This window comes from Lederbergia wuyishanensis, from assembly GCF_022900255.1.
GTDB lineage: Bacteria > Bacillota > Bacilli > Bacillales > Bacillaceae_C > Lederbergia > Lederbergia wuyishanensis.
In genome coordinates, this window is the sequence record NZ_JALIRM010000019.1 from 1 (window position 1) to 24,056 (window position 24,056).

A 24,056-nucleotide genomic window follows, 5' to 3' on the forward strand; every position below is an offset into this window, starting at 1 on the left:
CCAAGCGTCCCTCTGAGGTATTCATTCACTACCATCGCCTTAAAGTTATCCGCATATTTAACCATAATAAAACACCCCAAAAGTTAGATTTTGACTCTAACTTCTGGGGTGCACTTCACTCTCTATAGAAAAGGCGGTCACTTTATTCATACTACAATATCTTACTTAAAAACTCTTGCGTTCGAGGGTTCTCTGGCCGATCGAAAATTTGCTCGGGATTGCCTTCTTCCATGACGATGCCTTCGTCCATGAAGATGACGCGATCGCCGACTTCGCGAGCGAATCCCATTTCGTGGGTGACGACGACCATGGTCATTCCTTCTTTGGCTAGGTCTTTCATGACTTGGAGGACGTCACCGACGAGTTCTGGGTCGAGTGCGGATGTCGGTTCGTCGAATAACATGACTTTCGGGTTCATGGCGAGTGATCGGGCTATGGCAACCCGTTGTTTTTGACCGCCGGACAAACTTAGTGGAAAATCATTTGCTTTATCGGCCAACCCGACTTTTTCCAATAGAGGCAAGGCTTCGCGCTTTGCTTCTTTGCTGGACATGCCTTTCACCTTCATTGGTCCCAATGTGATATTTTCCAAAACGGTCATATGTGGAAAGAGATTAAAGTGCTGGAACACCATCCCAACTTGAGAACGCAAACGGTTTATGTCAACACCATCACTTGTAAGATTTTCTCCGTCTATGATAATATCGCCTGAAGTGATATCCTCGAGTAAATTCAAGCAACGGAGGAACGTGCTCTTACCTGAACCGGATGGACCGATAACGCACACGACTTCATTGTCTTCAATTTCAGCGTTAATTCCTTTTAATACTTCTAAGTCATCAAAGTATTTATGCAAATTTTTTACTGTGATCATACTATACATCCATCTTCCTTTCTAGTTTTCTTAAAAAATATGAGGTAGGTATCGTAATAATTAAATAAAGGACGCATACCATTGTTAATGTTTGAAAGGGTGTATAGGTTACGTTGTAATATTGCTTACCCATGTATAGAAGTTCACCGACAGCAATAACGGAGAAGAGGGATGTATCTTTTAAACTAATAATAAATTGATTTCCTAATGGGGGAATCATGCGTTTGAAAGCTTGCGGCCATATGATATAGCGCATCGTTTGTTTCTTTGAAAGTCCGATTGATCTTCCAGCTTCATGCTGTCCTTTTTCAATCGAATCAACTGCCCCTCGAACAATTTCGGCAATATAGGCACCTGCATTTATAGATATAGCAATGATTGCCGCTACTACTTTATCTATATTAATCCCAATCACTTGTTCAGTTAACCCTAAGTAAATGAATAAAACTTGGACAAGAATTGGAGTTCCACGAATGACTTCAACATATACGGTACATATCGCTCGGATCCATTTCTTGCTTGAAAGTCTTCCGAGACCAACGAGTGCCCCGATTATAAATCCAAAAATGAGGCCAATCAACGCAATTAGTATAGTCCACACCAATCCTTTTAAGAGTAAAGGCAGACTTTGTATATAATGGCTATTTATGATAGCATCTATCATCCAATCAATCTCTCCCTTGGCAAAAATGAATATCCTACTTCTCTTTTCCTAGCCACTTTTCAGTAGGCTTTTCTCCAAAGTATTTCTCGTAAAGCTTTGCATACGTACCATCATCAATCATACTTTGCAATGCTTTATTAGCATCATCGACAATTTCAGAACCTTTCGAAAAAGCAATTCCGTATGATTCTCCTTGGAGGACTTCTCCTACTGTTTTTAACTTGTTTTCTCCCTCTGTAGCAATATAATGTTTGACATTAGGTAAGTCATAAAGTGCTCCGTCAAGTCGACCTTCCTTTACGTCCATATAGGCAGTTACTATTTCCGGAAAAGCCTCTACCTTAGCTGAAGTGTTATCTTTTAAATACGTTTGACTTGTTGATCCTTGGCGTGAACCAATTTTCTTCCCGTTCACGTCATCAATAGATTGTATATCACTCTTTTCAGGTACCATTAAGATCAATCCGGAATCATAATACGGAATTGAAAAATCAATAGATTCTTTCCGTTTTTCAGTTATAGACATCCCTGCAATTCCGATTGGATAACGACCAGACTGCATTCCTGCAAGCAAACCGTCAAAATCCATTGTTTCAAATTCAACTTCAAATCCAGCTCTTTGTGCAATTTCTTTAATAATATCAATATCAAACCCTTCCAATTCTCCAGTTTTCGGATTCAGATACTCAAAGGGTTTGAAGTTCGAATCAGTAGCGACGGTATACTTTTTTACATCACCACTCGATTTTGTATTGCTTCCGCATGCTGCAAGTAGGACTAACAGCATTGTAAATACTGATAACATAACGATCTTTTTCATAAAAAAGTAGACCCCTCCCATGTTTTTTCTATAGCTAGACACTCTTCTTTACCCTTCATTCGACAAAATAATCGTAAAAAATAGATATTTTGAAATAGGCTTCCTCTGATTTTGCAAAAAAAAAGAGCCCTTCCCTAATAGGGAGGACTAAGTATTGACAACGTTTTCATCTGGTTGTATTGTATACTTTAATTTTAATACCTTTAAATATCCGAAACAGTATAAAATCTTTCGATTGTAAACTTTGAACGATCCCCTCTAAAAACAGAATCTGAAAACTCAATTGGCTTGAGATCATCATTATAAGTAATAGTTTCTAGAGAAAAAACGGGTGAACCTTCTTGGACACCTAAATACTCACTAATTGTTTCATTGGCAAGGATTGGTTCAATTGTTTCGATTGTTTTATGAATTTCAACATTATATTTTTCTTGTAAAAGTTGAAATAAAGAACTTTTGCATCCTTCTTCATCATTAACCAAGCCGGGTGCGAATTTCCACGGTATATATGAAATGGAATAAAAAAGCGGCTCGTCATTAGCATATCGAATACGAGTTAGTCGTGTAATAGGATCATCTTCATTAATTTGCAAATGCATAGCAAGTGTTTGATCTGCAGGAATGACTCGAAGATCAAGAATGTCAGTTTTTGGTTTATACCCTTGTTCGATTAACTGACTGGCAAATCCTTTTTCCGTAGTGGATAAAGATGTCTGAATTTTCGGTTTGGATACAAATGTTCCTTTTCCTTGAATTCTGTGAATTCGTCCTTCTAAGGCAAGTTGCTGTAGGGCGATTCTTACAGTTGTGCGACTGACGCTATATTCTTCACATAATTCCATTTCTGTTGGAAGCTTATCGCCAACTTTGTATTTGCCTGCTTTGATTTGATCAAGAATTTTATTTTTTACGATATTATAAAGTGCTGGCTGCTCTTTAACAGAATCCATGAATACTCCTCCCATCCTCTATCAATTATGGTCATAACAAATAAAATGTTTGTTGTTATTGGATTAAAATCTATTATAAGCATTTATTTTTACAAAAGATATAGAAATAAAGTAATAAGTTTATGATTGACTATTTGTTATAACAAGTGTAAATTAATGATAGTAACAATTTTTGTGTTTTTAAATTCTCGATATCGTTGTTTCCTGCATGCTTTTTCACAATATAGAAAACGCTATCAAAAAACAAAAAACGGTTTGAGGGGGATGGGAATGCCAATCATTATGGGTGTAGACGGTGGAGGCAGTAAAACATTTACCGTCATTTCCGATGAAAATGGAAATCTGCTAGGGAAAGGGGTATCTGGCGGAGGCGGTGGAAATTATCAAACTGTCGGAATCGATAAGGCAGTTGAAAACATTACAGCATCGATTGAAGCCGCGTTGAAATCAGCAGGACTTGACTATAAGGATATTGATTTTGTTCAATATGGTCTTGCAGGTGCTGATAGACCAAAAGATATTGCCATTATTGAATCTGGTTTAAAAAGAATACCGTTTGAAAATTGGGATCTCGTTTGTGACACGATGGAAGGTTTAAGGATTGGTTCTAAAAACTTTACCGGTGTCGTATTAGTATGTGGGACAGGAACAAATGCAGCGGGTCGAAACAATGAAGGGAAACAAGTCCAAATAGGTGGATTTGGTTACTTTTTTGGTGATTATGCGGGCGGAGCTGCAATGGCTCAAGAGACTTTCAGAGCAGCTGTACGTTCTTGGGAACAACGGGAACAGCATTCCGTATTAACTGAAAAAGTATCAAAATACTTCGGATTTAACAATATGGAAGAGGTATTTAACCATTTCCTCGATAATGACATGTACCATGTCCCAAATGATCTTGCTCTTATTCTCCATGAAGCAGCTGACGAGGGTGATCCATTAGCAATTAGTCTTATGGAAAAGATGGGCAAAGAATTAGGTTTAGCGGCTAGTGCAGTGATTAAGAATCTCGGTGATCTTAATCAACCGATTCCGATAGTATTAACAGGAAGTATTGTACAAAAAGGACAAAATAAATATCTACTTGAAGCTCTACGCAAAATAGTAGAAGCAGAACATCAGAAGCAAATTGAGCTAGTTATTCCGGATATGGAGCCGGTTTATGGATCGGTTTTATTAGGAATGGACCATTTAGGTATCAACGCTACAGATGATATATATGAAAAATTTAATTCGTATGGAGGCTATGAGGAATGAAAAAAGCATTAAAAGTGGCTGTTATCGGAGGAGGTTCCTCCTACACACCAGAAATTGTTGAAGGTTTTATTAAAAGATATGATGAAATGCCAGTCAAAGAACTTTATTTAGTTGACATTGAAGAAGGTAGACACAAACTAGAGATTGTTGGCGCACTTGCTAAAAGAATGGTAGAAAAAGCAGGAGTTCCAATCGATGTAAAACTTACTTTTGACCGAAGAGAAGCAATTAAGGATGCAGACTTTGTTACAACTCAGCTTCGTGTTGGTTTGCTTGACGCACGTAAGCGCGATGAGCATATCCCTCTTAAACATAATGTTATTGGTCAAGAAACAACGGGTGCAGGCGGATTTGCTAAGGCGCTTCGTACAATTCCTGTCATTCTTGGTATTTGTAAAGATATTGAAGAGCTAGCTCCAAATGCATATCTATTTAACTTTACAAATCCAGCTGGTATTGTGACAGAAGCAGTAATTAAGCATACAAAAGTAAAATCAATTGGTCTATGTAACTTGCCAATCGGTACAAGAATGCAAATTGCTAGATTATGTGATGTTGAGCTCGACAAAGTATATATTGAAATGATGGGGATTAACCATCTTAACTGGACTACTAGAATTGTAGTTGATGGCAATGATATCACAAATGAAGTGCTATCAAAAGTGTCTGAAGCTAAAGGTGTGACAATGAAAAATATTCCTGACTTTGGATGGGATAAAGAATTCCTTCAATCATTAGGAGCATTGCCATGTGGCTACCATCGCTACTATTATATGAAAGATGAAATGCTTAAAGAGCAATTAGAATCACTAGAAAAGAATGGTACTCGCGCAGATGTTGTAAAAAGAGTCGAAGCTGAATTGTTCGAACTTTACAAAGATCCTGAGCTTGCTATTAAGCCGCCACAATTACAAGAACGAGGTGGAGCTTACTATTCAGAAGCTGCACTGAATCTTATGAGTTCGATTTATCTAAACAAAGGTGATATTCAAACAGTTAACGTCCGTAACAATGGAGCAATCGCCTGCTTGCCAGACGATGCTTCAATAGAAATTAACTGTGTAATTGACTCTCAAGGTGCACATCCGGTTCAATTACAAGCAGAAATGACTCCACAAATTAGAGGATTGCTGCAAGTTGTTAAAGCATACGAAGAATTAACAGTAGAAGCCGGGGTTCATGGTGATTACGCAAAAGCACTTCAAGCGTTAACGATTCATCCGCTAGTTGGTACTGCTGAGTTAGCAAAGACACTATTGGATGAAATTTTGGAAGCAAACAAAGATTATTTACCACAATTTAATAAGTAATGATGATTGTAACAACCCGAGGATACTTTTCCTACGGGTTGTTTTTTTGTGGAAAAAAAGCTTCGTTATATACTTAACATTTTACTTAGCAAATTAAAAAAGTTAATCGACAATAAGTTACATTTTTCTTTGAAGTAAAAAAGCGATAGTAGTCATATATTACTATAAAATTAAAAATATGCTGTTATTTACTAGCAAAATTACATATTAACTAGCAATATTCCATTTACGTATAAGGGAAGTTTGAATAATATTATGAATAATGAAAGGGCTTACCTAATCTGTGAAATTTAATAGTTAATATTAATTTAAGTGTTTGTTAACTTAATAAATTACTTAATAATATTAAAACATTAATTTTACTTAGGCACTAATCATGGCATTCTAACAATCATATTCTAAATTGGAGGGGTCAATTTGAAAGCAAAGAAACTTTCTTTTCTGCTCATGTTAATATTCGTGCTACTTTTATCGGCTTGTAGCGGAGGTCAGCAAACTACTGGAAATGGTAAAGAACCAGTAAAGGAAGACGAGCAGCCTAAAGAGGAAGAACCTGTGGCCGAGGAAGAAGAACAAACGTATGACTTAGGTGGCCGTGTAATTAAAATCGTCAATCACTGGGATATGACGCCACAAGAAGGTACAGAAACGGGCGACATGGCAGTAGCAAGATGGAAAGAAGTTGAAGAAAAATATAATGTTAAAATTGAATGGTCTGTAGTTCCTTGGGAAGAAAAAATTAACCAACTTACTGCTTCTATCTTAGCTGGTGAGCCGATGGGAGATATTATTGGGATTGATAGTAACCAAACTGCACAACTAGTCCAACAAGATTATCTTTTCGCTTTGGATGATTTAATCGATGTTTCAGCAACGAAAATGAATCAAACTATGAAAGATTTAGGTACTTTTAATGGAAAACTTTATTTGTTTAGAAATGAAGTAAATGAAAGTGGCGGTATGTTCTACAATAAAACGATGTTTGAACAAGCAGGTCTTCCGGATCCATACGAATTACAACAAAAAGGAGAATGGACTTGGGATGCTATGCTGGAAGCAGCCAAAAAGCTAACAACGGGTTCTAACTATGGGATGAGTGGTGACCCTAACTTATTGGCAGAATATTTAATAGCTACAAATGATGCGAAAATCCTTGATACAGAGACCGGTGAATTTGTTATGGATTCTCCAAATGCAATGGAAGCTTTAGAATTTATGGTATCGATGATAAATGAGCATAAAGTTGTTAAACCGAACGAAGGAAGTACGTGGGATGATCCTCGCCAATACTTCTCTGAAGGGTTAGTTGGAATGACTCAAGGATGGGTTTGGGAAGCGGAAGGTCGATTAGAAGCTCCGTTTGATTGGGGTTATGTGTTCTGGCCAAAAGGACCTAAAGCATCTGATTATTCAACAATTGTTTCGAATACGGGCGGTATGGTTATTCCTAAAGGTGTTGAAAATCCAGAAGTTATCTATAAAATTTGGGAAGACATGCAATTATGGGAAATCGGTCAAGATGGCATCATTGAATGGTTCGAAAACGTTCTTCCAAATGAGGAGTCTATCGACACAGCCACACAAATGTTAGAAAATATTAATGTAAACTATTGGTCAGCATATGATCTTTCAGATGCATTCTGGGGAACATTCCACAGCATTGCTACAGCTGAAGAATCTCCAGCACAAGCAGTTGCAAAAGTTAAAGGGGAAGCCCAAGCTCGGGTAGATAAGTTTATGGGGAAAGAATAAAATAAATAATTGAAAGGAATCTTGCATAAAATTATACAGTCAGCAAAGAAAAAGCATTTTAGAAGGCGTCATTACATTCAAATTGTGAATCTAATGTCGTCTTTTTTTATACCCTTTGAATAGCTTAAATAAGGTGTTTCAGTCAAGTATATGAAGATATAGAGACAAGAGAAAACTTCAAGTCAAAGGTGGGAAATAGGAATGTAAAATCGCGGTATTGAGACATAATTTACGCTTTTCATATTTGAAAAAGTTCTTAGAAAACTAAATTACTTAGCAAAGTAAAACTATTAAACTGCTTATTTCCCATAAAAATGAAACTAATTTTTCTAATATAATCTGATATTAACTAGCAAAATGACATATGAAATAGCAATATTCCATTTACGTACTAAGGAAGTTTTAATAATATTATGAATAATGAAAGGGCTTACTTTAATCGAAAAAATAATATTGGTTTTAAAGTTAAAATAACTTAACCAATTACTTAGAATAATAGTCTCATAATTATCAAAATATAAAAATACTTATGTTGTAATACCAATTGAAAGGGGGGATGTTGTAACGTTGCCACCAATAATGTCGTCATTACAATATTATTCTTATTAGGAGGGGTCAATTTGAAAGCAAAGAAACTTTCTTTTCTACTCATGTTAATATTTGTATTGCTTCTTTCCGCATGTAGTGGAGGTAAAGAAACTACCGGTAATGCTAAGGATCCTGAAAAAGAAGATCCGCCAGTTAAAGAGGAAGAACCGGCTGAAGAAGAAGTTACGTATGATTTGGGCGGCCGCGTAATTAAAATTGTTAATCACTGGGACATGACACCGCAGGGTGGAACTGAGCTTGGAGATTTAGCTGTTCAAAAGGTTAAGGATGTAGAGGAAAAGTATAATGTGAAAATTGAATATCATGTTGTACCATGGGAAGAGAAAGTTAATCAGTTAACTGCAAGTGTCTTAGCAAATGAGCCAATAGGAGATCTCGTAGGTTTAGATACTAATATGACAGCGGCAATGGTTCAACAAGACTATTTATATGCATTGGATGATATCATTGATATTTCAAATTCAAAAATAAATGATACGTTAAAGAAAATGGGGACTTTTAACGAAAAAGTGTACTTAATGAAGCATGAAACAAATGAAAGTGGCGGTATGTATTATAATAAAACAATGTTTGAACAAGCTGGTCTTACTGATCCTTATGAACTGCAAGAAGCTGGCGAATGGACTTGGGATGCTATGCTTGATGCAGCTAAAAAACTTACAACTGGTTCAAACTATGGATTAAGCGGTGACGCGAACTTATTAGCTGAGTATTCTATTGTCACGAATGGTGGAAAAGTTCTTGATACTACTACAGGCGAAGTATTATTAGATTCTCCTGAGGCTATGGAAGGTTTGGAATTTATGGCCTCCCTGTTCAATGAACATAAAGTAGTAAAACCTAATGAAGGAGATACTTGGAACAACCCACGTCAATACTTCACTGAAGGATTAGTAGGGATGACACAAGGTTGGGTTTGGGAAGCAGATGGTCGTTCGGAAACTCCATTTGAATGGGGGTATGTATTCTGGCCAAAAGGACCTAAAGGCAGCGATTATCAAACAATAGTTTCGAGTGCTGAAGGAATGACGATACCAAAAGGTGTTGAAAGTCCAGAAATTGTATACCAAATATGGGAAGACCTACAATTATGGGAAGCAAATGGAGAGAACGTAATAGAGTGGTTTGAAGATGTAATGCCGAATGAAGAGTCTGTTGATACAGCTACTCAAATGCTAGAAAAAATTAATGCAAATTATTGGCCGGCTTATGATTTATATGATGCGTTCTGGGGAACATACGGCAGCATTTCAAATGGTGATGAATCTCCATCACAAGCCATTGCAAAAGTTAAAGGGGAAGCCCAGGCTCGTGTAGATAAGTTTATGGGTAAAGAATAAAATATAATTTAAAGGAATTTTGCGTAAAATGATACAGTCATCAAGGAATAAAAATATTTGAAAGCGACATTACATTCAAACTATGAATTTAATGTCGTCTTTTTTTAGTTAAGCATAAATATTATTCAGTAGGCATATTTGAACAAAGACTTAATAAGTCCAGCTCTAAGGGTAATCTGCCCAGAACGCGTTCCTTTGCCATTGAACATTTGCTAGTCACTTAAGGTAGCGCATCTTGCGTTTTCTTACGAGATAAAAACAAATGTAGAAAAATTTTAAAAGTTTTTAATATTACTTGACATGGCTCTTCCCTCATAATAATGTAAAAGTGTAAACGTTTACAGTGGATTGTTTTATTTACTATACATAAGTATATATTTTTAAAAGGAGAGATAAGTGATGGCAATGAAAGTAGGAGTAATAGGGGCTGGCTCGATATCGGAGTTTCATTTAAAAGCATACATGAACAATCCCGATGTTGAGTTGTATGCAATATGTGATCTGAATGAAGAAAGAGCTAAGGAAAAAGCAGCAAAGTATGGTATTAAATTTGTCCATACGAACTATGAGGAAATGCTGCAAGACCCAGAGTTGGAAGCGGTTAGTGTTTGTACATGGAATAATACTCATGCTCCGATTAGTATTGCAGCACTAAATGCGGGGAAACATGTTTTATCTGAAAAGCCTTTATGTAAAACGGTTGATGAAGCACTCCGAGTGGAAGAAGCTGTGAAGAAATCTAATAAAGTATTTCAAATTGGTTATGTACGAAGATATGAGCCAAGTACGAATGTTTTAAAGAGTTTTATAGATTCCGGAGATCTCGGAGAAATTTATTACGCTAAAGCCTCTTATATAAGAAGACTTGGAAATCCAGGTGGGTGGTTTGCTGATAAGGAACGTTCTGGTGGAGGGCCATTAATTGACCTTGGTGTACATATTATTGATATTTGCTGGTATTTAATGGGGAAACCTAAAGTTAAATCTGTGAGCGGTAATGTTTATCAAAAGCTAGGAAATCGATCTAATATACAAAACTTATCGTTTTATAAAGCTGCTGACTATGATCCGAATGTGAACACAGTAGAAGATATGGCAAATGCTTTAGTTCGATTTGAAAATGGTGCTTCGATATTCGTTGATGTTAGCTTTACAGCGCACGCCAAGAAGGATGAAATTAGCTTGAAATTATATGGTGATAAAGGTGGGGCAGAAGTAGATCCTAATCTAGTCATTATGTCTGAAAAGCATGACACCATCTTAAATACTGAACCGCAAGTTGACCCGATATCAGCTGATTATGCGGTACCTTTTCAAAATGAAATCAATCATTTTATTGAATGCTGTAAAACGGGAAATCGCCCTATTAGCCCGATTGAAGATGGAGTAGAAATGATGAAAATATTATGCGGGATTTACGAGTCTAGCGAGAAAAAATCTGAAATCCATTTTAACACAGAACCACAACCTGTATAAGGAATGATGCCAATGGAGCAAATAATTATTGGTATTGATGTAGGAGGAACAAATACGGTTATCGGAATGTTTGACACTGAATTGTCTTTAATCAAAAAAACTTCCATCCCATCAATAGAATTATCTATAAAAAAACCAGAGCAATTTATTAAATCACTTGCATTAGAGATTAATAGATTTGCTGAACATCATACTATCACATCCGTTGGGGTTGCAGTTCCAGGAAAGGTAAATGGAGAGCGAGGGATTGTTGAACTTGCAACGAATCTTTCGTGGGAAAATGTATGGTTGGCGAAAGGATTATCGGACATTCTGCAAGTTCCAGTTAGAATCGAACATGATGTTAGAAGCTATACGATCGGGGAAGCAATGAAAGGCGCGGGTGTTGGATACAACAATATTGTCTGTCTCACAATCGGAACAGGAATGGCAGTTGGCACGATTGTAAATGGGCAATTAATTGCGGGCTCGGATTTTCTAGCTGGCGAGTTAGGTCATGATTCAGTTCAAGGTATCACGAATGAATGTGCATGTGGAAAAATAGGCTGCTTGGAAACCGTTGTTTCGGCTCCTGGTATATCTAGACTCGCCGCTAAAATAGTAGCTTCGAACGAAAATACTTTACTTCAGCATATCGAAGGTGACATTACTGCATTTGACGTTTACGAAGCAAGTGTACAAGGTGATATAGTAGCGAAAGAAATTTTTGATTATGTCGGGAAAACCTTGGCACAAAAGTTAGCTACAGTTGTGTACCTTCTTAATCCTGAGGTGATTATTATTGGCGGAGGGGTTGCGGCCGCCGGTGAATTTTTATTGGAGCCAATCCGTAAAACGTTAGAAATCGAATGTCCTTATTATATAGCCGATCTTCATATAAAAATCGGACAACTTGGTGATAGTGCTGGATTAATCGGTGTAGCGCATCTTGCACATAAAAACATAAAGCAATAGGTAAGGGAAGTGAAAAAATGCATACAGAAGGAAAGACGCTTTATGTAAATGGCAAAATTTACACTGGATTGGACATCTATGAGAATGGCCAAATGTTAGTAGCTGACGATGGAAAAATCATAGATGTTTCGAATGAGCAAATCGATAGCTCTGATGCTAATGTAATAGATTTAAAAAGACAGGTCGTTGTTCCTGGATTTGTAGATGTCCATATTCATGGTGGGAATGGATATGAAGTAATGGGAGGAACAGAAAAGGACCTTGATGAAGTCAGTAAATTTCATGCGTCCTTTGGTACAACCTCTTTTCTTGCATCAACCGCTGCTGCATCGAATGAGGATCTTGTTCAAGTCCTACAAAGCTGTTCCGCTTCATTCAAAAAAGGTGTTTCTTGTGCGGAACTTCTTGGAGTTCATTTAGAAGGTCCTTTTATTAATGAAAAAGCAAGAGGTGCAATGGATATTCAACAAATCCGACTACCTGACCTTACTGAAATGGAGCAGCTTATCGAAGTTTCTGGGGATACAATTCGGATTGTTACGTTGGCGCCGGAAGTCGAAGGTGGACTTGAACTTGTTGCTTATCTCCACGATCGTGGAATCACTGTATCAATCGGACACTCCTATGCTAGTTATGAAGAAATGCTCGAATCGCTGGAACATGGTGTTCGTCATACAACCCATCACTTTAATGGGATGAGAGGATTGCACCATCGCGATCCAGGAGTTGCAGGAACTGGGCTTATGTTGAATGAACTTACATTGGAGCTCATTGCTGATGGAATACATGTTCACCCTGCTGTCGTGAAATTTTTATTTCAAACAAAGGGTGCGAATAAAGTATGCGTCATTACTGATGCAGTGAAAAGTACGGGTCTTGCCGACGGAGAATATGACGATGTTCAAGTAAAGGATGGAAAAATATTTTTAAAAGAACATCCAGAGACTCTTGCGGGCAGCTCATTAACGATGATGATCGGTTTACGTAATGTGCTTCGTTATGCAGGCTTGCCTCTAGAAAAGGTGTTGCCTTCTTTTACAATCGTACCAGCGAAAAAAGCAAAAGTGGCAAACAGAAAAGGATCGCTAGAAAGAGGGAAGGATGCAGATTTTTTAATTTTGAACGAAGATATTAACTTAGTATCGACCTTTGTTAAGGGTAAAAAAGTTTTTGAAAAGAGGTGTCAACCTTGTTAAAAGTAGGCATTGTTGGTCTCGGAACAGTTGGAAGTCGTCGGGTCGACCAATATTCACAAATGAATCAAGTTAAGCTCGTTGGTGTAGTTGACAAACAAGTTGAAAAGCCGATGGAATACACACATATTTTTGGTGTAAAACCCTTTTTCAGTTTAGAAGATCTAGTGATTGCAGAAAATCCAGATGTGATTGATGTTTGCCTTCCACCGCACAAGCGAAAAGCAGCAGTTATTGAAGCCGCCTTGCTTGGTAAGCATGTTATATGTCAAAGTCCGTTGGCCAGTTCTGAAGCTGATGCTGAAGAAATGATTAACGCTTGTGAAAAAGCAGGAGTGCAACTTTCCGTATGCAACCCTCTCCATTTTTCACCTGAATATGGAAAGGTGAGAAGTTTAATTAATCATCATTCCGTTGGAGAAGTTGGTACGGTCCGAATTATTAGAGATAAATATGTAGATAGATTTGATTACGAAAAATCTAACGAATTACTGCTCCAATTATTGGTGAATGAAATAGGGTGGCTCCAATCTATTTTTGGAAATGTGGAACGTATATATGCAAAAGGACTGAAGCAACAGGCAGAGTTGGTTAATGTGCTTTACGTTTCCCTCCGTTTTGAAAATGGTCTCATTGCACATGTAAATGTAAATGTGATAGAAGGTTCAAGCAAAGACCGATTATTTTTAGAAGTAGCTGGTGGCAAAGGCGTACTGTCGTATCGCTCCGAAGATGCTGTACCTATCACTGCTACCTATTATGACAAAACACCTTCAAAGGAACATAAAGCTGTGAATGACCCTTATTTAGAGGGGTTAAAAGATATAATAAATAATTTTCATTCAAATCATCAGGATGGACAAACAGCTTTACTTGCTTTGAAATACGGTTTAGCTGCACTGCAATCTAAGAAAAACAATGAGGTCATCACGCTTTTGGGTCGGGGGGCGAAGGTATGAAAGTTGGAATGATTAGTTTTGCACACATGCATGCTTATTCGTATGCACATGCTATACTCCGCAATCAAGATGCGATTCTGGTTGGAATTGCTGATGAAGTAAAAGAACGCGGGGAACAAATGGCAAATGAATTTCAAACGGCATATTATCCCGACTATCGTGATTTGCTTAAAACAGATATTGATGCAGTTATTATTTGTTCTGAAAATGCAAGACATGCAGAGATGGCGATAGCCGCTGCAAAAGCAGGGAAGCATATTTTATGTGAAAAGCCAATTGCGACCAATATTGAGGATGCGAAGGCAATGATTCAAGCTGCAGAGGAAAATGGAGTTCAATTAATGATTGCCTTTCCTTGCCGTTTTCATGCCGTTGCCCAAGAGATAAAAGAAAGAATTGATAGTGGAGAATTTGGTCAAATTCTTGCTATTAACGGAACGAACCGCGGCTCTAATCCAGGTGGTTGGTTTGTAGACCCAAATCAATCTGGCGGTGGGGCAGTGATGGATCATACCGTTCATGTTGTGGATGTTATGCGCTGGTTCATGCCAGGCGCTGAAGTAGATGAAGTGTATGCGGAAGTAGATAAACGTTTTCACGACATACCGAGTGATGACTGTGGTTTGCTCACTTTCGAATTTGATAATGGCGTCATTGCGTCACTTGATCCATCTTGGTCAAGGTCAAAATCCTTCCCTGTATGGGGAGACTTAACAGTTGAAGTAGTGGGAACAAAAGGTATAGCGCGGGTAGATTTATATAAACAAAATATTACATTGCACAGCGATGAAACAATGAAAACTACTTCGGAGTTTTGGGGTTCGGATTCAGACCAAGCCCTCATTGATAGTTTTATAAGATCCTTGAAAGAAAACACTCCAGTACCAGTCACTGGGGAAGAGGGACTAAGAGCAATGGAAGTAGCTCTAGCAGCCTATCAATCTTCTGAAAAATTACAGCCAGTGAAAATACTAAGCTAAATTGTTTAATTGGAAGTGAAGTTGAATAATCCGTTCTGCATAAGAGCGGATTATTTACTACATAGCTTTAAATTAGATACTGCTATTTGCCAAAATGTACCACTGTATATTTGAAGTACAAAACCAACATTTGAGAAAAAAAATAACCTGTAAAAACTTTTTACAAACTAAAAAAATTTAGAATTTTTCGCATTGACAGTTTAAAATCTATAAAGTAATCTTGAACCATGAGAGCGATTACATTCGTTTTCATTTATTTTATGAAAAATAATAAAACCGTTTACATTGCGAGTGATCATTAATTTTATTAGAAAGAGGGGACAATCTTGGAAAGAATTATTATTGACACGGATATTGGTTCAGATGTTGATGATGCAATGGCTCTGGCGCTTGCGATGCGTTCTCCTGAAATAACGATAGAGGGAGTAACTACAGTATATGGAGATGTTGAAGTCCGAGCACAACTAGCTTCCGAATTACTTAACTTAGGTAATCGATCCGATGTAAAAGTATATAAAGGACTTGAACAAACAATTCTACAAAATCGAGAAGTTTGGTGGGCGGGACACGAAGGAGAGGGAGTCCTAGATCCACAAAAAGAATACAAGATTGAAGACATGCATGCAGTTGATTTCATTATCAAAACAATCATGGAAAATCCAGGGGAAATCACTTTAGTTCCTATTGGACCGCTAACGAATATTGCTGCGGCTATCATTAGAAAACCGCAAGTCGCAAAAAACGTTAAGAAAATCATTATGATGGCCGGCGTTACTAGATTAGGAGATAACGCACTTTCATTGCCATACATAGAACATAATATTAAATGTGATCCTGAAGCAGCGTCGGTTGTTTTTGGAAGTGGGGCTCCGATTACAATGGTAGGGCTAGACGTGACGATGAAGGTGCTTATAAATAATGACGAGAAAAATCTGTTAAAAGATTCAGGAGACCCATTGAATGTGGCATTATCAACGTTAATCGAAAAGTGGTTTGATTTTATTAATATGGACCATTCCGCTATGCATGACCCATTGGCCGTTTCGTTATTACTCGATCCAACTCTAGTAAAAACAGAGAAGGCGAAGGTAATCATTGAATACGACCATCGTCCTGTCACTGGTCAGACGATTGCTGTTTTGGATCCTAATGGAAATGTGGATGTTTGTCTAGATGTCGAAAGTGAAAAGTTTAATCAAATATTGTTAGGAAAATTACTTAAATAAATTTGGAGGTGGACAATGAACTGGGCGCTTATGACGGCAAACTATGTCGCTGAAGAATCAGGATATGCCATTTCGCATGGCTGGTTGCAGGGTGGCGACTGGGGGAAATGCCATAATGTTACGGTTGAAAATTATCAAGGGATTAAATTCGCCGATAAGTTTGAGAGATTAATATATAAGATAAAACAAATGGGCTATAACAATATTGAATTGTGGAGTGCTCACTTAGATCCATCTATTGCTAATATCAAAATGATAGACGAAGCATTAAAAATATTAGAAAAGAACGATGTAAACATTATTTCTTATTATGCTGTAGGATTTGATCGTTCAGACTATACCGAAAATGATATTAGGCGTAATTTTGATGTGGCAAAAGAGCTAGGTGTTTCGATGATAACTCAGACTATTATTAATCAAAATGCCCCTATCGTTCATAAGTTAGCAGAAGAATACTCTATGAAGATAGGTTGGGAAAATCATCCGGAGAAAAATTCAGCTGAAATCATTCATAATATTAAATCTTACTCTCCGATTATTCGTTCAGCTCTCGATACAGGTTGGCTAGGTACATATAATTGCGATGCTGCACAAGTGATTCGTGAATTAAAAGATTCCATTTTGCATGTTCACTTAAAGGATGTAAAGGCTGTAGGTGGGCATGATTCATGTGCGCTTGGGGACGGGATTGTTGATATAAAAGGCGTATTGGAAGCGTTAAAAGATATTAATTACCAAGGAAAGATAACGGTTGAACACGAACCGCATAATTTTGATCCGACAAATGAGTTAATGGAAAGTCTAACTCGTATTAAATCATGGTGGAATGAAATCGAAAGAAGAGCGGAGGTATGAGCATGTTGAAAATTGGAGTTGTTGGAACAGGCTGGATTGCTACTCGCCATATGGATGCACTCATTAAGGAAGAGGGCGTTCAAATAGCGGCAGTATGCGATATCAATGAAAAAAGGGTTCAAGAGATAGCTAGCAAATATGGTGTTGTTCCATTCACGGATTATGTGCAAATGTTTAATGAAAGTAATCTGGACATGGTATTAATCTGTACGCCACCAGGAATTAGGATTGGCCCCATTTCAGAAGCAGCTAAAAGGGGAATTGCATGCTTTATTGAAAAGCCGCCTGCATTTAATGAAGAGGAAGCAGTAGAGATTAATAGAGTAATAGAAGAAACAGGCATCCTTGCAGGTGTTGGCTTTATGTATCGCTATTCAGGAGCAGTCGAAAAGGCAAAGGAATTAATAGGTGATACAGCGGTCCCGATTATTCGAAGCGTGTACGTATGTGGATTAGCTATTAATCCAGACTGGCCAAAATGGTTCTTTAATAAGTCTTTATCAGGAGGTCCTTTATTGGATCAGGCCATCCATGTAATCGATGCATCCAGATACCTTGTTGATCAAACTTCAGGTGATATTGCAGAACTCCAAGCGTTTGGAAGTAATTTATCCATACCAAAAACGGATGAATTTACAATTGAAGATTCACATGTGTTAAATATTCGTTACAAAAATGGGACGATTCAAAATCATACTCAATCGTGGGCAATCAATCCAAATTACGCAAACATAGAACTCATTTCAAATGATTTTCATTTAAAAATCGACTTAAATCCTGAACCGTATGCGTATTATAGAAGTAAGTTGACAGGTGTTTATAAAAATACACCAATTCACTATGACTTTAAAGACGAGGATTTCTATGTCACTGAAATGAAAACATTTTTAGAAGCGGTAAGAACGAATAATAAAGATCTCATCCGTTCACCTTATTATGATGCGTTAAAAACATTGCGTGTCATGCTTCATGCTAACAAGTCTGTAGAAGAAAATAAAGGTGTGCTTGTATAAATGATAAGGCTCTTTTCATAAAATAATAGGAATAAAAATGGGAACTTAAAACTTAGTCATTCCTCTGAGAAAAGAGCAGCATCCTTCATAAGAACCGCTAAATTCACCTTTTAAGGGTAAAAGCCGTTTTCTGGGCTTTTACAAAAACAAGTTTTAGGAAAACAGCCAATGATTAAGAGGCTTTCAAAAAGTCGTAGTAATTGACTTTAGGAAGCCCTTCTTTTTTTATTTAATTGGCCTTGTTAACTGCCTGTTGATTATCGATGCAGGTGTTCGCTTTCCGCGGACGTTACGGGGAGTTCACTACTTCCTTTTAGACTAACGTTCTCTTTATTTTCAAACGTATTTGAGTAAACCTTTTAAAACTATTCCACTCGATAATAGCCTCTGCAAAAAACTGAGTTCTTCGGTTTAATTGCAATTAAAAATGAATTAATAATATCGGAGGAAGAAATTATTGAGTTTATCCAACTTATAAATAATAGGATTGATTTGATATTTCCTGATACATAGAACGACATAATGGCAGGCACTACCGATAAAACAATAAAGGGTAAACTCATAAAGACCCAAAAACTCGTTTTGGATAGGGTTGCATTTGTATGTAGCCAAAAAAATATTCCTCTAAATGTTAAGCTAATATCACCTTTTTTGTTTATGACAACAATGTGAAGATATTCGTGAATGATGAAGACAAAGATACCTATTAGAATAGAAGAGAATATAGTAATATAAGTGAACCAAGTTCCAAAGAAAAAGGGTATCACAAAGATGGTTATCTGAAGTAGATATACAAACTTCATATAGTGTTTTTGAAACCAATTATTCCGTATGAAAGGAGTCCATTCTGACAAATTCATACTTATCTGTGGTAATTGTTTAAACCAAAATATCATAAGCGTTCCCCTCCTCCATATAAAAAAATCCATATCTTATGACATTTTAATCCACTAACACTGAGCCGTTAGTTTAAATTTAACACTTCATTTAGTTTAACATAATATCCCATAAGGTTATTTGGAAAATTCAATCAAATCATTCTGTTAACATAGAAAAAGCACAGTAGACCATTTCCTGTGCTTTTTCTGATGTTGATTTACTTATATTTTGATTACTAAACTAAGGTGAGAAAAGGATATGCCAATTGATGTTTTGTACCCCACAACCGAATTGTTTGTTTTTTCCTCACTTGTTTTATTTAAAGGACTTATTGGAATGCCCTTTGATTCTACAATTCTATTATTGCATAACCGTAACTATCTAACTTAATTTGATTTCCTGCAGATTGCTCTTGCCCGAATAATGTCTTCTTCATTTCATAGTTTACAGTGCACTGTTCTTGATCAGGCGAGAGATTAACTACTACAAGGCGTTTTGCATCACCTCTTGTACGAACAAATGCCATAATTGGTGTTTCTGTAAACAAATATTCTACATCAAATGTATTCCCGAGATACTCTTTCCTAGCAGCAAATAGTTCTGTGAAGAAATCTCGTAAGACTGGTCCGTCCTGTCTGTAAATTGAAGCATCTTCGTCTCCTTGATAAATCATTGGAATACCGTCGATGGTAGCCATTAACACCCAAAGTGCTTTCGCTTTTTCAACCCCATAAATAACCGTTGGGCGAGCCTTTTGCCAAACCCATGTTACGGAATCATGATTTCCTAGAAAACGTAATTTAAGATAGTTTTCAGGTGTCGTTAACATTTGGTGGTTTAGCCATCTTGTTAGGCGACTGGCATATTCATTGGCTTCCAATTTAGATTCTTCTAATTCAAATAACACACGGTAAAGTGGCATATCATAAAAAATATCAGTATATGGAGCGTAAACCGGTACAGGGTTAAAGTTTTCCGGAGTGACAATCGGTTTTTTGTTTCTATTCAAAATCCCATCTCTTATTGCTTTTGAAATACTTACTCCAGCCCCTAAACTTGAGCTGCTAGGACGCTTTCCTTCAACAGGATTCCAATTCGAAAGGCCGCCCATCGCACAATCAATCCTTGCTCCATCGATATCGAAACGGTCAACATGCTCCTCAACTAATTCAGTTGTATACTTTTGATAATCAGGATTGGCCATATCGAATGATAAGCAGTTCCATTCAATTTTTGGCGTGCCATCTCTCCATACAGAAGCCCATTCACGGTGCTCAATGCCTAGTGGATCATCTAACTCTGGTCCGTGTGGAACATAGTCAAAAAGCAACGTCATACCTAGGTCATGTAATTTTTCGCTAAAATATTCTACATCCTCATCCGTTCCGTAACGTGTATCGATGATTCTTTGATCTGTTGGATGATATACGCCTCTATCAAGATGTTCAAATATAGGTAGAATCCAGACGTGATCTATGCCCATTTGCTTCAGGTTTACCATTTCCTCTGCATACTCGCGCATCGTTTTACGATCTTGGAAACCTGAATCCATCGTCCCGTGCGGGTGACAAGAATAAAGGACTCCCTCTGTATGTCCATCAGTAGGTGGATTCCAACCTTTTTTCTTATAGAGCTCTCGAATAGGCAGAAACGAATTATTCTGTTCGACAGGCTGAATATATAATTTCCCGCAATATATTGTCTCTCCTGATTTGATATAACTTTCCAAACAAGCGATATTAACAAAGTGAGCATGTTCACTATCATCTATATAAACGCCACTACTCCACTTTTCTTCTTCGTTGATAAATAAAATATTCAGATTGCCTTTATCAGAAACAGTTCGAATTATCGGATTCACAAGCCCGGTTACAACAGGTTTGTAAGGGGATAGTTCTGATACACGAAATTCATTATGAGGGACATTCCCTGGAAACTCGAAACGTATATCACGTGATGTAATTGATTCACTTATCATGAAAGCCAAACCGTTAATAAGTCTAATATTAGAACGAGTATTTTTAACTTTTGTTCCAATTTCCAACGTATCACCATTGATATGATAAATAACCGTTATTTCCAAATCATCAATTTTATATTCCATATGTAATTCTTGTAAGTGGGTGGAATAACCGGTGAATTCCCACTCAGTGCTAGCTGACTTAAGTGGATCAATAGGCGGCATTTCCCATGTGTGTAAAGGATCGAGAGAGTGATACTTAAGTCTGCCTAGCTTATATTCTTCATCGCAACCAACATTGATCAGTAGTCCACCTGTTATCCATTCCATTGTTTGACTTGTGATACTCAGCAACTGTCCTGTTTGAAGATTAAACTTACATGTAAGACCGCTATTTACTAAAGTTAAAAGCTCCTCTTCACGTGTTACTTTCATTTACATAACCACCTTTTTAAATTTTTATCATAATCTTCTATGAAATTAATAGTGAAAACATTTACATATGCAAAAAAAGACAATATATTTACCGTATTATGTAATATTTTCATATTTTGATATTGAAAAAGTATGATAATTATGATACTTTGATTATACAATAGGTGTAAACGTTTACAACAACTTTTTTACACAATGACAAGGTGATAATGATGACAATAACCATTAAAGACGTAGCAAAAGATGCTGGAGTCTCGATTGCTACGGTATCCAGGGTGTTAAATGGAAAAGATAAAGTAAAACCTTCTACGAAACAGAAGGTGGAACAGTCTATAAAAAAATTAAATTATTTACCGGATTTAACAGCCCAAACGATGGTTTCAAAAAAAACAAAAACAATTGGATTAATTGTCCCTTCCTTGCACGAATACTGGGCTACGCTTGCTGAAAATATCCAAGAGCAGCTATGGGAATATGGTTATACGGTCATGTTTTGCGTAAGTGGGTTAGTAGAATCAGGCAAGCTTTTCACATACATCAATTCATTTATCCAGAGAAAAGTAGACGGGATTATTTATTGTGGTCCAGGTTCTGAACATACATCCTTTATTTTGGAATTATTAGATGGGAAAATTCCAATCGTTGTGTTAGATAGAACTCTCCCTGATGTGAATTCCGTTTATGGAGACCATTTAGAAGGTGGAAAGATTGGTGCCGAGCATTTAATAAAATTAGGACATAAAGACATTGCGTATGTTGGAGGTCCATTTTCTTCTCCTGAAAGAGAGTTAGGATTCAGAAATGGGATGACGCTGCATGGCTTAACCGTTAATGAATCACTGATTAAAAGAGGAGAATTTACATTCGAATGTGGTTTTAACTCGGCGAATGAGTTATTGGATGGAAAATCTAAATTTACTGCCGTCTGTTGCGGAAACGATTTAATCGCATTCGGTGTTATCGATGCATTAAGGAAAAGAGGAAAAAGAGTTCCAGAAGATATTGCTATCGTAGGTTATGATGACATTAAAATGGCATCATTGATAAAACCAGAATTAACGACTGTCCGCCAACCTTTAGAAAAAATAGCTATAGGACTTATCGATTTATTACTTGAGACAATAGATATGCATGACACAAAACAGATAAAAAGCTTAGTGTTTTCAATGGAGCTTATCATTAGAGAGAGTTGTGGAGCAAGGCAAATGATGGAGCTTTCAAGATAAAACCTATTTTTCTTTTGAGGAGGTGATGCTTTATTAAAATACGGAATCACAAAAGTATTAGAAGGGAGGAAGAGAGAAAAAAAGAAGTCTTCCTAGTGATGTAGGTTTGCGGCCTTTCGATCATGCACTAAGAAGCACTCCATATTAAATTATAGTAAAAGAAACGACAATAAACAATGATTCAATACCTGATGGAAACAACAAGGAAGCGAGGATTTGCGATGACAAGATTAAAGGTTGGGATAATCGGATTGGGAGAAGTTGCTCAAACCGTTCACTTACCGATTTTACAGATGCTATCAGATAAATATGAAATAAGTGCTTTATGTGATATTTCCGTTAAATTATTGGAGAAATTAGGCGAGCAATTTCGTGTAGCTAATCTCTATACAGATGCTGTAGAACTGACGAAACAAGAAGATCTTGATGTGGTATTTGTCCTTAATAGCGATGAGTATCATACAGATTGCGTTGTGGCAGCTGCTGAAAATAAGAAGCATATTTTAGTAGAAAAGCCAATGTGCTTAACGATGGCAGATGCTGATAAAATCATTGAAGCTAGGGATAAAAATGGCGTTCAAGTAATGGTCGGATACATGAGACGATTCGCACCAGCATTTTTGGAAGGCGTCAAAGAAATCGAGAAGATGGATAAAATTAAATATGCTAAAGTAAGGGACATTATTGGGCCAAACATTATGATGATTGAACAGTCGCATAATGTGCATCGTTTTAGCGACATCCCTCAATCGGCAATGGAAGACCGATGGAGAAGAGCTGCAAGTATGGTTCAAGAAGCGATTGGTGATGCACCTGATGAAATCAAGAATGCTTATCGATTGTTATGTGGATTAAGCAGTCACGATTTGTCTGCGATGAGAGAACTTATTGGATTTCCGAAACGAGTTGTTTCAGCAGTTCAATGGAATGGCGGCGGTTACATAAATGCCATTTTTGAACATGATGGATTCTATACTGCATTTGAGACGGGTGTAGATCAACAAAGAAGATTCGATGCCCATTTAGAAGTTTTCTCAGATACGAAGCAAGTTAAGATCCAATACAATACACCATATATTCGCCAATTGCCTACTACTCTGTCAGTAAAAGAAACAATTGGAGAAGCATTCGAAGAAAGAGAATTACGTCCTACATTTAAAGACGCGTATGTAGCGGAATTAGAATATTTCTATGATGTAGTGACACAGGGGAAAACACCAAAAACAACTCCAGAAGATTTTAAAGAAGATCTTAAGTTGTTTAATATGATCGTTGAAAAAATGCTCGAATCTCATAACCTTGTTAAAGAAGAATCTATTTAAAC

Annotated in this window: 20 protein-coding genes; 14 read left to right on the top strand and 6 right to left on the bottom strand. The window is 37.0% G+C overall.

The window, feature by feature from the left end:
- Positions 1–151 precede the first annotated feature (151 nt).
- From MT489_RS20915 to MT489_RS20930, 4 genes are all read right to left on the bottom strand, one after another.
- Positions 152–874 (bottom strand): amino acid ABC transporter ATP-binding protein, encoded by a 723-nt coding sequence (locus MT489_RS20915; RefSeq protein WP_244683503.1) that lies wholly within the window; start codon positions 872–874, stop codon positions 152–154.
- A gap of 1 nt (position 875) precedes the next feature.
- The gene (locus tag MT489_RS20920; RefSeq protein ID WP_244683504.1) at positions 876–1,538 is read right to left on the bottom strand and encodes an amino acid ABC transporter permease; all 663 of its coding nucleotides are present in this window, start codon (positions 1,536–1,538) and stop codon (positions 876–878) included.
- Between the two features lie 34 nt (positions 1,539–1,572).
- Positions 1,573–2,358, bottom strand: a complete 786-nt coding sequence (locus MT489_RS20925; RefSeq protein ID WP_244683505.1) for a transporter substrate-binding domain-containing protein — start codon at positions 2,356–2,358, stop codon at positions 1,573–1,575.
- A 203-nt stretch (positions 2,359–2,561) separates the two neighbouring features.
- Entirely contained in the window at positions 2,562–3,308 is a 747-nt protein-coding gene (locus MT489_RS20930; protein WP_244683506.1) for a GntR family transcriptional regulator, read from the bottom strand.
- Positions 3,309–3,578: 270 nt separating this feature from the next.
- Between MT489_RS20930 and MT489_RS20935 the strand changes: the two genes are divergently transcribed.
- The 12 genes from MT489_RS20935 (at position 3,579) to MT489_RS20990 (ending at position 18,232) form a co-directional block, all read left to right on the top strand.
- A complete protein-coding gene (locus tag MT489_RS20935) occupies positions 3,579–4,565 on the top strand; it encodes an N-acetylglucosamine kinase (RefSeq protein ID WP_244683507.1) in 987 nt (328 codons plus the stop codon).
- On the top strand, positions 4,562–5,875 hold the full coding sequence (locus MT489_RS20940) for a 6-phospho-beta-glucosidase (RefSeq protein ID WP_244683508.1): 1,314 nt from the start codon (positions 4,562–4,564) through the stop codon (positions 5,873–5,875). Before MT489_RS20935 ends, MT489_RS20940 begins: the two co-directional genes overlap by 4 nt.
- Before the next feature lie 417 nt (positions 5,876–6,292).
- A complete protein-coding gene (locus MT489_RS20945; protein WP_244683509.1) occupies positions 6,293–7,627 on the top strand; it encodes an extracellular solute-binding protein in 1,335 nt (444 codons plus the stop codon).
- Between the two features lie 620 nt (positions 7,628–8,247).
- On the top strand, positions 8,248–9,576 hold the full coding sequence (locus MT489_RS20950; RefSeq protein WP_244683510.1) for an ABC transporter substrate-binding protein: 1,329 nt from the start codon (positions 8,248–8,250) through the stop codon (positions 9,574–9,576).
- A gap of 396 nt (positions 9,577–9,972) precedes the next feature.
- The gene (locus MT489_RS20955) at positions 9,973–11,052 is read left to right on the top strand and encodes a Gfo/Idh/MocA family protein (protein WP_244683511.1); all 1,080 of its coding nucleotides are present in this window, start codon (positions 9,973–9,975) and stop codon (positions 11,050–11,052) included.
- Between the two features lie 12 nt (positions 11,053–11,064).
- Complete coding sequence (locus tag MT489_RS20960; RefSeq protein WP_244683512.1) at positions 11,065–12,006, top strand: ROK family protein; 942 nt, start codon at positions 11,065–11,067, stop codon at positions 12,004–12,006.
- A gap of 17 nt (positions 12,007–12,023) precedes the next feature.
- Positions 12,024–13,202 (top strand): N-acetylglucosamine-6-phosphate deacetylase, encoded by a 1,179-nt coding sequence (nagA, locus tag MT489_RS20965; RefSeq protein ID WP_244683513.1) that lies wholly within the window; start codon positions 12,024–12,026, stop codon positions 13,200–13,202.
- Entirely contained in the window at positions 13,196–14,158 is a 963-nt protein-coding gene (locus MT489_RS20970; RefSeq protein ID WP_244683514.1) for a Gfo/Idh/MocA family protein, read from the top strand. Before nagA ends, MT489_RS20970 begins: the two co-directional genes overlap by 7 nt.
- Positions 14,155–15,138: a Gfo/Idh/MocA family protein gene (locus tag MT489_RS20975; RefSeq protein WP_244683515.1), complete on the top strand. Its 984-nt coding sequence runs from the start codon at positions 14,155–14,157 to the stop codon at positions 15,136–15,138. Before MT489_RS20970 ends, MT489_RS20975 begins: the two co-directional genes overlap by 4 nt.
- A gap of 326 nt (positions 15,139–15,464) precedes the next feature.
- The gene (locus MT489_RS20980) at positions 15,465–16,364 is read left to right on the top strand and encodes a nucleoside hydrolase (protein WP_244683516.1); all 900 of its coding nucleotides are present in this window, start codon (positions 15,465–15,467) and stop codon (positions 16,362–16,364) included.
- Between the two features lie 15 nt (positions 16,365–16,379).
- Positions 16,380–17,219 (top strand): sugar phosphate isomerase/epimerase family protein, encoded by an 840-nt coding sequence (locus tag MT489_RS20985; RefSeq protein ID WP_244683517.1) that lies wholly within the window; start codon positions 16,380–16,382, stop codon positions 17,217–17,219.
- A gap of 2 nt (positions 17,220–17,221) precedes the next feature.
- On the top strand, positions 17,222–18,232 hold the full coding sequence (locus tag MT489_RS20990; RefSeq protein ID WP_244683518.1) for a Gfo/Idh/MocA family protein: 1,011 nt from the start codon (positions 17,222–17,224) through the stop codon (positions 18,230–18,232).
- A gap of 365 nt (positions 18,233–18,597) precedes the next feature.
- Here the strand turns inward: MT489_RS20990 and MT489_RS20995 are convergent, their stop codons facing one another.
- On the bottom strand, positions 18,598–19,092 hold the full coding sequence (locus MT489_RS20995) for a metalloprotease family protein (protein WP_244683558.1): 495 nt from the start codon (positions 19,090–19,092) through the stop codon (positions 18,598–18,600).
- Between the two features lie 368 nt (positions 19,093–19,460).
- Complete coding sequence (locus tag MT489_RS21000) at positions 19,461–21,506, bottom strand: alpha-amylase family glycosyl hydrolase (protein WP_244683519.1); 2,046 nt, start codon at positions 21,504–21,506, stop codon at positions 19,461–19,463.
- Between the two features lie 212 nt (positions 21,507–21,718).
- On the opposite strand from MT489_RS21000, the gene MT489_RS21005 reads away from it, so the two are divergent.
- Together MT489_RS21005 and MT489_RS21010 are read left to right on the top strand one after the other, a co-directional pair.
- The gene (locus MT489_RS21005; RefSeq protein ID WP_244683520.1) at positions 21,719–22,732 is read left to right on the top strand and encodes a LacI family DNA-binding transcriptional regulator; all 1,014 of its coding nucleotides are present in this window, start codon (positions 21,719–21,721) and stop codon (positions 22,730–22,732) included.
- A 221-nt stretch (positions 22,733–22,953) separates the two neighbouring features.
- Positions 22,954–24,054, top strand: a complete 1,101-nt coding sequence (locus MT489_RS21010; RefSeq protein WP_244683521.1) for a Gfo/Idh/MocA family protein — start codon at positions 22,954–22,956, stop codon at positions 24,052–24,054.
- Positions 24,055–24,056 lie beyond the last annotated feature (2 nt).